A 12,629-nucleotide genomic window follows, 5' to 3' on the forward strand; every position below is an offset into this window, starting at 1 on the left:
GCCGGGGCGGGCGGAGGACGCGGAAGGGCCAGGTCGGCACGGCGCGGGCGGCTGCGTGAGCACACCCTCGAAAACCAGTCAGGGGCCGGACCCGCTTCCGCGGATCAGGCCCCTGCATTGGTGCTTCAGCTGTCGGGGTGGCGGGATTTGAACCCACGACCTCTTCGTCCCGAACGAAGCGCGCTGCCAAGCTGCGCTACACCCCGATGTCACTGCTCTGTTGTTCACGTCGCGGCGACATCGATTACTTTAGCCCACCCACGCCCGGAGACGAAATCCGGTTTTCGCGGCCTCGCACCGCAGGTCGGATGCGGTCCAGGCCGACGATCGCCAGGCCCAGCGCGAAAAAGGCCACCCCCAGGACCAGAGCGTTCACGGTGACGCCCCCGTAGCCGAGCTCGGTCACGTCGATGAAGGGGTACGTGTAGCGGCTCGGCACGTCCGGAGCGAGCAGGGCGCCCCTGACCAGGGCGAAGGCCAGGTACGTGGCCGGGGCGGCGAGCCACAGGGCCGCGTGGTGCCAGCGCAGGGCGCCCGGGAGGGTGAGCAGGAGGAAGTCCAGGGCCGCGCCGATCGGGGTGACCGTGTGGAGCAGCTGATTGGCGACCGCCTTGGCCCCCGAGAGCCGGGCCAGCTCGTCCACCACGTTGAACTCGCTCGAACCGTTCGCCAGGACGAAGTGGAAGACGAGCCCGACCACCGAGATGCACAGCAGCGCCCCGCCCGTCCACAGCGCCGGCAGCGGTGGGCGGCCGGTCCAGGCCCGCCGGGCCGACAGCGTGAGGACGACCGCGACCAGGATGTTCGACCAGATGGTGAAGAAGCTGAGGACGACCGGCACGCTCCCGTACACGCACTCGATCACCACGCCCGTGACCGCGGCCGACGCGATCAGGGCGCGGAAGGCCGCGGCGAACGGCCGGCGCGCGACGGGTATGACGGCAGAGGCGGGCACGGCCGCCGTACGGGGCGTGATCATCCCCCCACCGTAGGGGGAGGAACCGCTCAGTCGCGCGCGGTCAGCGTCAGCAGTGTCGCCTCCGGCGGGCAGGCGAAGCGCACCGGCGTGTACCGGTTCGTGCCGCAGCCCGCCGAGACGTGCAGGAACGAGGTCCGGCCCTCGACGGTGTGCGTGGAGAGGCCCTTCACCCGGTCCGCGTCCAGGTCGCAGTTGGTCACCAGGGCGCCGTAGAAGGGGACGCACAGCTGGCCGCCGTGCGTGTGGCCCGCCAGGATCAGCTCGTACCCGTCCCCCGTGAACGCGTCGAGGGTGCGCAGATACGGGGCGTGGACCACGCCCATCGAGAAGTCCGCCAGCTCGGGGCCGCCCGCCACCCGCTCGTACCGGTCCCGCTTGATGTGCGGGTCGTCCAGGCCGGTGAAGGCCAGCTCCACGTCGGGCAGCTTCAGCCGGCCGCGCGTGTTGGTGAGGTTCACCCAGCCCGCCTCGTCGAAGGCGTCCCGCATGCCCTCCCACGGGTTGTGCACCGCGCCGACCGCCGGAGGGTTGCCGTTGAGGCCGTGGCGGCCCTGCGCCTTCTCCTTGAGGTAGCGGGCGGGATTGCGCAGCCGCGGCCCGTAGTAGTCGTTGGAGCCGAAGACGTACACGCCCGGGAACTCCATCAGCGGGCCGAGCGCGTCCAGGACCTCCGGGACCGCGTCCGTGTCCGAGAGGTTGTCGCCCGTGTTCACGACGAAGTCCGGGCGCAGCCCCGCGAGCGACTGCAGCCAGGCCCGCTTCTTGCGCTGACCGCAGACCATGTGGATGTCGGAGACCTGAAGCACCCGCAGATCCCGCATGCCTGGCGGGAGTACGGGGACGGTCACCCGGCGGAGGCGGAACGAGCGGGCTTCGAAGCCCGCGGCGTAGATCAGTCCGGCAGCCGCCGTCGCCGTAAGACCTGCCGTGATCTTCAGGGGGATCCCGTACCGTGCGCGCATCCCCCCATCGTCGCAGACCCGGCGGAGGGAAATGCGCGGGCGGGTCGGCAGGGGCACCTGACACACTTGGGGCATGACCACGCTCAAGGCCAAGCTTCAGGACGACCTCAACGCCGCCATCAAGGAGCGCGACGAGCTGCGCTCCTCGACGCTGCGGCTCACCCTCGCCGCGATCACCAAGGAAGAGGTCGCGGGCAAGACCAAGCGCGAGCTCTCCGACGACGAGGTGCAGAAGGTGATCGCCAAGGAGGCGAAGAAGCGGCGCGAGGCCGCGGACGCCTTCGCCCAGGGCGGTCGTGCCGAGTCGGCCGAGCGCGAGAAGGCCGAGGGCGTCATCCTCGACGCGTACCTGCCGCAGCAGCTCAGCGACGAGGAGCTGGAGCAGATCGTCGCGGCGGCCGTCGCGGAGGCCACGGGCGCCGGCGCCGAGGGGCCGCGCGCGATGGGCGCCGTCATGAAGATCGTGAACCCGAAGGTCGCCGGACGCGCCGAGGGCGGGCGTGTGGCGGCCGTCGTGAAGAAGCTGCTCGCGGGCTGAGCTCCCGTACGACGACCGAGGGCGCCTCCCGCCGTGCGGGAGGCGCCCTCGCTCATGTCCTGACCTCTGCCCTACCGGCCGTTCCCGCCGCCGCCGTTGCCGCGGCCGCCCGTGCCGCCGATCAGGTCCGGCGGGAGGGTGATCCCCGGGAAGATGTCGTCGTCGTCCCCGCCACCCGGCTTGTTGTCGTCGCGGGGCTTGCCCTTGTCCTTGTCCTTGTCCTCCGGCTTCTCGCCGCGCGGGACGGAGATGGGAGCGAAGGACGGCGTCTCGGAGGCGCTCAGCGCCCCGGTCATCGCGATCTTCCAGATGGGGCCGGGGAGGCAGCCACCGCAGACCTTGTCGTAGGTCACGCCGCCGATGACGATGTCGTACATCGACTGCTTCTCGCCGACGTCGTCACCGACCCACACCGCCGTGGACAGGTTCGGGGTGTAGCCGACGAACCAGGCGTCCTTGCGGTCGTTCGTCGTACCCGTCTTGCCGGCGTTGTCGCGGTCGCTCAGACCCGCCTTCGTACCGGTGCCGTCCTCGACGACGCCCTTCAGCATCTGGTTGATGGTGTCCGCCGTGCGCTCGCTCATCGCCCGCGAGCACTCCGTCCGGGGCACCTTCAGCCGCTCGCCGTTCGCCGTCTTGATCGACTCGATCGCGACCGGGGTGCAGTACGTGCCGCGGTTGGCGAAGGTGGCGTACACCGCCGCCATGTCGAGCGGGGTGGCCTCGATCGCGCCGAGCGTGATGGACGGGCTCTCCTTGACCTGCTTGCCCAGCTCCCGCTCGTACCCGACCTTCTTCGCCATCTGCACCGTCTCGCAGAGGCCGGCCATCTGCTCCAGCTTGGCGAAGTAGGTGTTGATGGACTTGCCGAGCGCGCTCGTCATGTCCCAGGTGCCGGTCTCGGATTTGAGCTCGTTGCCGACCTTCCAGTCCGCGTACCCGGCCGGCTTGCCGTCGCAGCGGGTGAAGGAGTCCTCCGGCACCGTGATCTCGTATCCGGAGGAGAAGCTCTGCGCCGGGCTCAGACCCTTCTCCAGTGCGGCCGCGGCGGTGATCGGCTTGAAGGTCGACCCGACCTGGAAGCCGTACGTCGTGCCGCCCATCTTGCTGCCGACGGCCAGGTTCAGCGTCGTCTCGTGCTTCTTCTGGTCCAGGCCGTACGGGCGGGACTGGCCCATCGAGAGGATCTTGCCGCTGCCGGGCTGGACCTGGACCACCGAGGCGGCGACCTTGTCGTTCTTGTAGATCTTGGCGACGGCCGCCTCGTTGGCCGCCTCCTGCGCGCGGGGGTCGAGCGTGGTCCGGATGGTCAGGCCGCCCAGGTTCCACAGCTTCTGCCGCTCCTCGACCGTCTTGCCGAAGACCGGGTCGGTGAGGATCGTCTTGCGGACGTAGTCGCAGAAGAAGCCGGCCCCGTCGACGGCGGTGATGCAGCCGTTCTTCGGGCTCTTCACCTTCAGCTTGATCGGGGTGGCCTTCGCCCGGTCCGCCTCCGCCTGGCTGATGTCCTTGACGTCGGCCATGCGCTGGAGCACCACGTTGCGCCGCTTGGTGGCTTCCTGAAGGTCGTTGACCGGGTCGTAACGACTCGGCGACTGGACGAGGCCGGCCATCAAGGCGGCCTCCTCCAGCTTGAGGTCGGCGGCGGGCTTGGAGAAGTAGCGCTGGGACGCCGCCTCGATGCCGTACGCCTGCTGGCCGAAGAAGGTGATGTTCAGGTAGTTCTCGAGGATCTTCTTCTTCCCCAGCTCCTCCTCGACCTGGATCGCGTACTTCAGTTCGCGCACCTTGCGGCCGATGGTCTGCTGGGTGGCCTGGGCGACCTTCTCGGGGTCGTCGCCGGCCTCCTCGACGAAGACGTTCTTCACGTACTGCTGGGTGAGCGTGGAGGCGCCCTGGGCGACACCGCCCGACTGGGCGTTGCGGTTGATCGCGCGCAGCACGCCCTTGAGGTCGATCGCTCCGTGCTCGTAGAAGCGCGAGTCCTCGATCGCGACGATCGCCTTCTGCATGTACGGAGAGATCTTCTCGATCGGCACGACCTTCCGGTCGCGCGAGTACACGGTGGCGAGGTGGCCGCCCTCGGAGTCGAGGATGGTGGTGCGCTGACTCAACGGCGGTGTCTTCAGATTGGACGGGATTTCGTCGAATCCCTCGACCGTTCCCTTGGCGGCCAGCCCCAGTGCTCCGGCCGCGGGCAGGGCGATGCCCGCCAGCACGGCTCCGGAGAGCACACTGACACCGAGGAACTTGGCGGCCTGCTGGGTCCCGGTCAGACCTCCGCCCGAGCGCTTCTTTGCCATGGGGGCAGCCTAATCCGTAGTGATGAGCGTTCCGTAGGAGCGGGGGCCTCTCGGAGCGTTCGCGTACCAGACCGTGACATCGCGCGACGCGGTGCGGCTACGTCCTCAATCGCCGGACACACGGATATGCCTTGGCCTAAGCTGCTCCCAGCTGTCACGGCAGTGTGGTTCCGCATCACGGCCCGGGCGTGACACCGGCATGAATTCCCTTGTCCCCGAAGCCTGGGAAGCCCTGCCCGATTCCGCCCCATGCGTCACTCGACGCCCCAAGTGACTGCGTCACAGTCGGGCGAACTGTACCGGTTCGCCGGTTTCGACACGCATGTCCTCCGGTCACTCCCCTGGGTGATCTGCCGCGTACGCATAGTCCGTTCGGGCCATTCAAGATTGGGCCCGAAGGGGGTGTTGCGCTGTGCCCACCTTCCGTAACGTCACCAACTGGCAGCGGTGAATATGCCGCTACCGCCGTGGGGGAGCCTCGATTCGGGAGAGGACGGCGCCGGTATGGGCTGGGTAGCTGACTGGAGTGCGCAGGCGGCCTGCCGCACTACCGATCCGGATGAACTTTTCGTGCAGGGAGCGGCGCAGAACAGGGCGAAGGCGGTGTGCACCGGATGCCCGGTGCGGACCGAGTGCCTGGCCGACGCCCTCGACAACCGCGTGGAGTTCGGCGTGTGGGGCGGCATGACGGAGCGCGAGCGCCGTGCCCTGCTGCGCAGGCGGCCGACCGTCACCTCGTGGCGGCGACTGCTCGAGACCGCGCGCACGGAGTACGAGCGGGGAGCGGGCCTGCTGCCCGTGGCGATGGAGGACGACGCGACGTACGAGGCGTACGCGGCGGTGGGCTGACCCACCTCCGTACGACAGGCGGGTCGGACGCGGCGCGGGCTGCGTACGACGCGCGAGCGGCCGGCCTGCGCGGCGGTGGGTGACGCCCCCGCCGGCGTTCGCACGGCTGCTCAGGCCGACGGCATCCGTCCGGCCGTGAGTCGATCGCCGATGGCCCGCAGCCCCGCGAGATCGTGTACGTCTCCGGGCAGGGCGGCCACTTCGGCCACCGCCACCTCCGGTTGGAGTGCTGTGAAGCGGTCACGCGTGTGCCGTTCGCGCGCGAGCACCTGCATCCGCTCGGCATGGAGACGGAGCAGTCCCGCGGTCACCTGCTGAATGTCGTACGGGTCGTACGGTGCGTCGTCGGCTGTGGGGGCAGCCTCGTCGTGCGAAGAACGTGCGGCGGCGGTGGCGATGTCTGACGGCTCGGCGGGTGTGGCTCGAGGGCCACGAACACCAGTCTTCCCGTCCGCCTGATCCACAATGCGGCCCTCGTCAAGATTTTCCGCGGCGGCCCGCGCCCGCTCGGCCGACAGCCCTGCGGCGCCACTGCCGTGGACGCGATTGAGGACGAGACCGGCCAGCGGCATCTCCTCGGCGGCCAGCCGCTCCACGAAGTACGCGGCCTCCCGCAGCGCGTCCCGCTCCGGGGTGGCCACCACGAGGAACGCCGTGCCCGGCGCCTGGAGCAGCTTGTACGTCGCGTCCGCCCGGGTCCTGAAGCCGCCGAACATCGTGTCCATCGCGGCCACGAAGGTCTGCACGTCCTTGAGGAACTGACCCCCCAGCAGCTTTCCCAGCGTCCCCGTCATCATCGACATGCCGACGTTGAGGAACTTCATGCCCGCGCGGCCGCCCATCTTCGCCGGGGCCATCAGCAGCTTGATGAACTTCCCGTCCAGGAAGGAACCGAGCCGCTTCGGCGCGTCCAGGAAGTCGAGCGCCGAACGGGACGGGGGAGTGTCGACCACGATCAGGTCCCACTCCTCGCGGGCCCGCAGCTGGCCGAGCTTCTCCATCGCCATGTACTCCTGCGTACCGGCGAAACCGGCCGACAGGGACTGGTAGAAGGGGTTCTCCAGGATCGCCCGGGCCCGCTCGGGGTCCGCGTGCGCCTCGACGATCTCGTCGAAGGTCCGCTTCATGTCGAGCATCATGGCGTGCAGTTCACCGCCGCCCGACCCCTTGATGCCCTCCACCTTCCGGGGGATGTTGTCGAGGGAGTCGATCCCCATCGACTGGGCCAGCCGGCGCGCCGGATCGATCGTCAGCACGACGACCCTGCGGCCGCGCTCGGCCGCCCGTACGCCGAGCGCCGCCGCGGTCGTCGTCTTGCCGACGCCGCCCGCGCCGCAGCAGACGACGATCCGTGTGCCCAGGTCGTCGATGAGCGGATCCAGGTGCAGGACGGGCGCGGAATCGAGCCCGTTCGCGGTGACCGGGGTGTCGTGGCCGTCCGGGCCGTCCGGGCCGAGCGGGGAGTCCGGCCCGTGCGCGGCCGGTGCGGAGCCGAGACCGTCCACCGCGGCATCCTTCTCCGTCACGCGCCCACCCCTTGCTTCCGCAGGTCCTTCGCCAGCCGGTACAGGCCCGCGATGTCCGCCCCGTCCCCGAGGAACGGGAGTTCGTACGTCGGTACGCCGAGTCCGCCGAGCACCGCCCGCTGCTCGCGCTCCAGCTCCACCCGCTGCGCGTGCTCGCCCGCCTGCTCCAGGAGCGGCTCGACCAGCTTCGCGCCGCCCGTGATCCCCGCGGCGGCCAGCGTCCTCGCGACCGCCTCGCGGTGGTCGCCGGAGACGGCGCGGACCGCCGCCTCGTCGAGGACGTGCGGCCGCACCATGTTCACGATGACCTCGCCCACCGGGAGTTCGGCCGCACGCAGCTCCGCGATGCCGTCCGCGGTCTCCTGGACCGGCATCTCCTCCAGGAGGGTCACCAGGTGGACCGCCGTCTCCGGGGACTTCAGCACCCGCATCACGGCCTGCGCCTGATTGTGTATCGGGCCGATCCGGGCGAGCCCCGCCACCTCGTCGTTGACGTTGAGGAAGCGGGTGATCCGGCCGGTCGGGGGCGCGTCCATGACCACGTGGTCGTAGGTGTAGCCGCCGTGCTTCTCGCGCCGGCGGACCGCCTCGCACGCCTTGCCGGTCAGCAACACGTCCCGTACGCCCGGCGCTATCGTCGTCGCGAAGTCGATCGCGCCGAGCTTCTTCAGGGCCCGGCCGGCGCCCCCCAGCTTGTAGAACATCTGGAGGTAGTCGAGGAGCGCGCGCTCGGCGTCGATGGCCAGCGCGAACACCTCCCCGCCGCCCGGCGCGACGGCGATCTTGCGCTCCTCGTACGGAAGGGTCTCCGTCTCGAAGAGTTGTGCGATGCCCTGTCTGCCTTCGACCTCGACGAGGAGGGTCCGCTTGCCCTCCGTCGCGAGGGCGAGCGCGAGGGCGGCGGCGACCGTCGTCTTACCGGTACCGCCCTTGCCGCTGACGACCTGGAGCCTGCTCACGCCTTCGAGCCTAACCACTGGCGGCGAAGGCTAAGCAGGAGGCTGCCTGTGGTAGCGGATACAGTCGGCTCCATGACCAAGTGGGAATACGCGACCGTGCCCCTTCTCGTGCACGCGACGAAGCAGATTCTGGACACCTGGGGCGAGGACGGGTGGGAGCTCGTCCAGGTCGTTCCCGGGCCGAACAACCCCGAGCAGCTCGTGGCCTACCTGAAGCGGGAGAAGCCATGAGCGGCGCCGTCGAGGCCAAGCTGGCCGAGCTGGGCCTGACCCTGCCGGAGGTCGTGCCCCCGCTGGCCGCCTACCAGCCGGCCGTGCGGTCCGGCGCGTACGTCTACACCTCGGGCCAGCTCCCGATGGTGGCGGGCAAGCTGCAGCTGACCGGCAAGGTCGGTGGCGAGGTCACCGCCGAGGAGGCCAAGGAGCTCGCGGCCACCTGCGCGCTCAACGCCCTCGCGGCCGTGAAGTCCGTCGCCGGTGACCTGGACCGGATCAAGCGGGTGGTGAAGGTCGTCGGCTTCGTCGCCTCGGCCCCCGACTTCACCGGGCAGCCGGGCGTCGTCAACGGCGCCAGTGAGCTGCTCGGCGCCGTCCTCGGTGACAAGGGCGTGCACGCGCGCAGCGCGGTGGGTGTCACGGTGCTCCCGCTGGACGCCCCGGTCGAGGTCGAGGTCCAGGTGGAGCTCGTCCAGGACTGAGGTCCCGTACCCGTCTTCCGACATCGTTCGACTCCGTGTCCGCAGAGCCGGTTCTCCCGTCCAGGGGGAATCGGCTCTCGTGCGTGCGGGTCGTTGCGCATACCATCCGGCCATGCCGAATGGTCAGTGGTACCCACCGGAATGGCCCGACCGCATCCGCGCTCTGGCCGCGGGCGAGCTCACCGCCGCGACACCCAGGCGCGCGGCCACCGTCCTGCTGCTGCGGGACGGCGCCGAGGGGCCGAGCGTCCACATGCTGCGCCGGCGCGCCTCCATGGCCTTCGCGGGCGGTGCGTACGCCTATCCCGGCGGCGGGGTCGACCCGCGGGACGAGCACCTCGTGCGCTGGTCCGGCCCGTCCCTGGAGACCTGGGCCGAGCGCCTCGGCGTCACGGACACGCGGGAGGCACAGGCGATCGTCTGCGCGGCCGTGCGGGAGACGTACGAGGAGGCGGGCGTCCTCCTCGCGGGGGAGACCGCCGATTCCGTGGTCGGTGACACGACGGGTGACGCGTGGGAGAAGGACCGGGAGGCGCTGGTCGCCCGCGAGCTGTCCTTCGCGGACTTCCTCGACCGGCGCGGCCTGGTGCTGCGTTCGGACCTGCTGGGCGCGTGGGCGCGGTGGATCACGCCGGAGTTCGAGCCCCGGCGGTACGACACCTGGTTCTTCGTGGCCGTCCTTCCGGCCGGACAGCGCACCCGTAACGCCTCGACCGAGGCGGACCGCACGGTCTGGATCCGCCCGGCGGAGGCGGCGGCCGGCTACGACCGGGGCGAGCTGCTGATGATGCCGCCGACGATCTCCACGCTGCGGGGCATCGAACGCTTCGGCACGGCCGCCGAGGCGCTGGCCGCGGCGGGGGAGCAGGACCTGACTCCCGTACTCGCGCAGGCGCGGCTGGACGGTGACGCGGTCATCCTGAGCTGGCCGGGGCACGACGAGTTCACCAAGCACATCCCGGCGGGGCCGGCCGGAGGGGCGCGATGAGCGACGCCGCCGCGCTGCCCGGGCAGCCCCGGGGCGGGGTGCTCTCGGGGCCCGCGACCGACCGCGCCGTCAACGTCCTCGCGCCGAACCCGTCCGCGATGACCCTCGACGGCACCAACACCTGGATCGTCTCCGAGCCGGACTCCGACCTCGCCGTCGTCATCGACCCGGGCCCCCTCGACGACGGCCATCTCAGGCGGGTCGTCGAGACCGCGGCCGAGCTGGGCAAGCGGGTCGCGCTCACCCTGCTGACGCACGGACATCCCGACCACGCCGAGGGCGCGGGCCGGTTCGCCGCGCTGACGGGGACGCGCGTACGGGCCCTGGACCCGGCCCTGCGGCTCGGGGACGAGGGACTCGCCGACGGGGACGTCATCACGGTCGGCGGCCTGGAGCTGCGCGTGGTGCCGACCCCCGGCCACACCTCGGACTCGCTCTCCTTCCATCTCCCCGCCGACCGGGCCGTCCTGACGGGCGACACGATCCTGGGGCGGGGGACGACGATCGTCGCCCACCCCGACGGGCGGCTCGGTGACTACCTGGACTCGCTGCGGCGGTTGCGCTCGCTCACGGTCGACGACGGGGTCCACACGGTGCTCCCGGGTCACGGCCCGGTCCTGGAGGACGCGCAGGGCGCCGTGGAGTTCTACCTGGCCCATCGCGCGAACCGGCTCGCCCAGGTGGAGACGGCCGTCGAGAGCGGCCGTCGGACCGCCCCGGAGGTCGTCGCGCACGTGTACGCGGACGTGGACCGCTCGCTCTGGCCGGCCGCCGAGCTGTCGGTGCGGGCGCAGTTGGAGTACCTGCGGGAGCGCGGCCTGATCTGACGTCCCCGCCCGTCTCCCCTTCGCCTTTGGCCCGTCTCCGGCCCGTCTCCGGCCCGTCTCCGACTCGCCTTCCGCCGGCCTCCGACCCTGCCTCCCCTCGGGCCTCCTCTGTGCTTTACGCTCCGTTTACTTCTGGCCGTAGTTCTCGGGGGGAACGCCTGTGTTCGTCATATCCATCCTGTTGCTCATCGCCGCGGCGGTGCTCTTCTTCGTCGGTCGCGCCCAGGACACCCGCGGGCTGAAGCTCGGTGCCCTCGGCGCGCTCATCGCCGGCGCCTTCGCGATGCTCGGCTCCACCCTCTACGTGGTCAGCGCGTACGAGGTCGGTGTCCCGGTCGCCTTCGGCAAGGTCGGCTCGCCCATGACCTCGGGCATGCACGTCAAGTCGCCGTTCACGAACGTCACGACGTTCTCCACCCGCCCGGTCGACCTCAACCTCTCCGACAAGGACGTGGTCGAGGTCCGCTCCTCGCAGGGCGGTGTGATGGAGGTCGAGGTGACCGTGAAGTGGGCGGTCACGCCGGCCAAGTCGGTCGAGCTGTACCGGCTCGCGGGCAGCGAGGAGGCCATCCAGCAGCGCCTGGTCTACCCGGACAGCCGGGAGATCGTCCGCAACGTCTTCGCGCGCTACACGAGCGAGCAGGGCTACGCCACGGACCGCGAGAAGATCAACGCCGAGATCGGCACGCTCATCAAGGAGCGGCTGGCCCCGCGCGGGATCGACGTCACCGCCGTCAACCTGCGCAACGTGAAGCCCTCGGCGGCCCTGCAGGACCAGATCGACCGCAAGATCCAGCAGCAGCAGGCGACCGAGCGTGCCACCGAGGCGTCCCGCACGGCCAAGGCCGAGGCCGACCGGCGCCGCATCGAGGCCGAGGGGATCGCCCGCGCCAACAAGATCCTCAACGAGTCGCTGACCGACAAGGTCCTGATGAACCAGTGCATCGACGCGTACAAGGAGGCCGCGGCGAAGAACCCGGTGTACGCGGTGCCCTGCGGCAGCGGCAGCGGTAACCCGCTGATCGTGGACGGCACGAAGCGCTAGTCCGGCCGGAACGTACGAGAAGGGCCGCCCCGGTTCGACCGGGGCGGCCCTTCTCGTACGAGCGTGCCTGTGGCGCCTACGTGCTACCGCGAGCGCTTCGCGAGGCGCTCCACGTCCAGCAGGATCACGGCGCGGGCCTCCAGACGCAGCCAGCCGCGCTGGGCGAAGTCCGCCAGGGCCTTGTTGACCGTCTCGCGGGAGGCGCCGACCAGCTGGGCGAGCTCCTCCTGGGTGAGGTCGTGGACGACGTGGATGCCCTCCTCGGACTGCACGCCGAAGCGGCGCGACAGGTCGAGGAGCGCGCGGGCGACACGGCCCGGAACGTCCGAGAAGACCAGGTCGGACATCTGGTCGTTGGTCTTGCGCAGCCGGCGGGCGACCGCGCGCAGCAGGGCGGTGGCCACCTCGGGGCGGGCGTTCAGCCAGGGCTGGAGGTCGCCGTGGCCCAGGCCCAGCAGCTTGACCTCGGTCAGCGCGGTCGCGGTGGCGGTGCGCGGGCCCGGGTCGAAGAGCGACAGCTCACCGATGAGCTCACCGGGGCCGAGGACGGCCAGCATGTTCTCCCGGCCGTCGGGCGAGGTGCGGTGCAGCTTCACCTTGCCCTCGGTCACCACGTACAGGCGGTCTCCGGGGTCGCCCTCGTGGAAGAGCGCGTCGCCACGGGCGAGCGTCGCTTCACTCATCGAGGCGCGCAGCTCCGCGGCCTGCTCGTCATCGAGCGCCGCGAAGAGCGGGGCGCGCCGCAGAACGTCGTCCACGAGTTCTCTCCTATGTCGACCTGCTCAGGGGACCTTGATCCCATGATGCCGGACGCACAAAACAGTGCGATCAATCACAACAAGTTTGACGTACCGAACCACTCCTCCGTACGTCAGGGGCCCGATTGGGTCGTGATCGGCCGTGCCCGGGGCGGATGTCGGTGGTGGCCCTTAGGCTGGCCGGGTGTCCAACTCGC

The 12,629-nt window shown here is 70.5% G+C and carries 13 protein-coding genes and 1 tRNA gene; 7 read left to right on the plus strand and 7 right to left on the minus strand.

What is annotated here, in order from left to right:
• Positions 1-132 precede the first annotated feature (132 nt).
• The 3 genes from ACZ4VW_RS13265 to ACZ4VW_RS13275 all read right to left on the minus strand — a co-directional run bounded on the left by ACZ4VW_RS13265 (position 133) and on the right by ACZ4VW_RS13275 (position 1,941).
• Positions 133-206 (minus strand) — tRNA-Pro (locus ACZ4VW_RS13265).
• A 38-nt stretch (positions 207-244) separates the two neighbouring features.
• Positions 245-979: a Pr6Pr family membrane protein gene (locus tag ACZ4VW_RS13270; RefSeq protein WP_467961588.1), complete on the minus strand. Its 735-nt coding sequence runs from the start codon at positions 977-979 to the stop codon at positions 245-247.
• Between the two features lie 26 nt (positions 980-1,005).
• The gene (locus tag ACZ4VW_RS13275; protein ID WP_467961591.1) at positions 1,006-1,941 is read right to left on the minus strand and encodes a metallophosphoesterase; all 936 of its coding nucleotides are present in this window, start codon (positions 1,939-1,941) and stop codon (positions 1,006-1,008) included.
• 73 nt (positions 1,942-2,014) lie between these two features.
• Between ACZ4VW_RS13275 and ACZ4VW_RS13280 the strand changes: the two genes are divergently transcribed.
• Positions 2,015-2,479, plus strand: coding sequence for a GatB/YqeY domain-containing protein (locus ACZ4VW_RS13280; RefSeq protein WP_355113274.1), 465 nt, complete (start codon positions 2,015-2,017; stop codon positions 2,477-2,479).
• A gap of 71 nt (positions 2,480-2,550) precedes the next feature.
• On the opposite strand, the gene ACZ4VW_RS13285 is transcribed toward ACZ4VW_RS13280, so the two are convergent.
• On the minus strand, positions 2,551-4,782 hold the full coding sequence (locus ACZ4VW_RS13285) for a transglycosylase domain-containing protein (protein WP_467961593.1): 2,232 nt from the start codon (positions 4,780-4,782) through the stop codon (positions 2,551-2,553).
• Positions 4,783-5,286: 504 nt separating this feature from the next.
• Between ACZ4VW_RS13285 and ACZ4VW_RS13290 the strand changes: the two genes are divergently transcribed.
• Positions 5,287-5,631, plus strand: coding sequence for a WhiB family transcriptional regulator (locus ACZ4VW_RS13290; protein ID WP_026058363.1), 345 nt, complete (start codon positions 5,287-5,289; stop codon positions 5,629-5,631).
• 110 nt (positions 5,632-5,741) lie between these two features.
• Here ACZ4VW_RS13290 and bagB read toward each other — a convergent pair whose 3' ends face one another.
• Both bagB and bagA read right to left on the minus strand, forming a co-directional pair.
• Positions 5,742-7,019, minus strand: a complete 1,278-nt coding sequence (gene bagB / locus ACZ4VW_RS13295; protein WP_467961894.1) for an ATPase BagB — start codon at positions 7,017-7,019, stop codon at positions 5,742-5,744.
• Positions 7,020-7,153: 134 nt separating this feature from the next.
• Positions 7,154-8,116, minus strand: coding sequence for an ATPase BagA (gene bagA / locus ACZ4VW_RS13300; RefSeq protein ID WP_467961595.1), 963 nt, complete (start codon positions 8,114-8,116; stop codon positions 7,154-7,156).
• A gap of 72 nt (positions 8,117-8,188) precedes the next feature.
• On the opposite strand from bagA, the gene ACZ4VW_RS13305 reads away from it, so the two are divergent.
• The 5 genes from ACZ4VW_RS13305 (at position 8,189) to ACZ4VW_RS13325 (ending at position 11,674) form a co-directional block, all read left to right on the plus strand.
• The gene (locus tag ACZ4VW_RS13305; RefSeq protein ID WP_019992579.1) at positions 8,189-8,347 is read left to right on the plus strand and encodes a DUF4177 domain-containing protein; all 159 of its coding nucleotides are present in this window, start codon (positions 8,189-8,191) and stop codon (positions 8,345-8,347) included.
• A complete protein-coding gene (locus ACZ4VW_RS13310; protein ID WP_467961597.1) occupies positions 8,344-8,814 on the plus strand; it encodes a RidA family protein in 471 nt (156 codons plus the stop codon). Before ACZ4VW_RS13305 ends, ACZ4VW_RS13310 begins: the two co-directional genes overlap by 4 nt.
• A 112-nt stretch (positions 8,815-8,926) precedes the next feature.
• On the plus strand, positions 8,927-9,802 hold the full coding sequence (locus ACZ4VW_RS13315) for an NUDIX hydrolase (protein ID WP_467961599.1): 876 nt from the start codon (positions 8,927-8,929) through the stop codon (positions 9,800-9,802).
• Entirely contained in the window at positions 9,799-10,629 is an 831-nt protein-coding gene (locus tag ACZ4VW_RS13320) for an MBL fold metallo-hydrolase (RefSeq protein WP_467961601.1), read from the plus strand. The genes ACZ4VW_RS13315 and ACZ4VW_RS13320 overlap by 4 nt, the downstream gene beginning before the upstream one ends.
• A gap of 160 nt (positions 10,630-10,789) precedes the next feature.
• On the plus strand, positions 10,790-11,674 hold the full coding sequence (locus tag ACZ4VW_RS13325) for a prohibitin family protein (RefSeq protein WP_467961603.1): 885 nt from the start codon (positions 10,790-10,792) through the stop codon (positions 11,672-11,674).
• An 83-nt stretch (positions 11,675-11,757) separates the two neighbouring features.
• Here the strand turns inward: ACZ4VW_RS13325 and ACZ4VW_RS13330 are convergent, their stop codons facing one another.
• Positions 11,758-12,432: a Crp/Fnr family transcriptional regulator gene (locus tag ACZ4VW_RS13330; protein WP_015034542.1), complete on the minus strand. Its 675-nt coding sequence runs from the start codon at positions 12,430-12,432 to the stop codon at positions 11,758-11,760.
• Positions 12,433-12,629 lie beyond the last annotated feature (197 nt).

This window comes from Streptomyces sp. NPDC029139, from assembly GCF_055564335.1.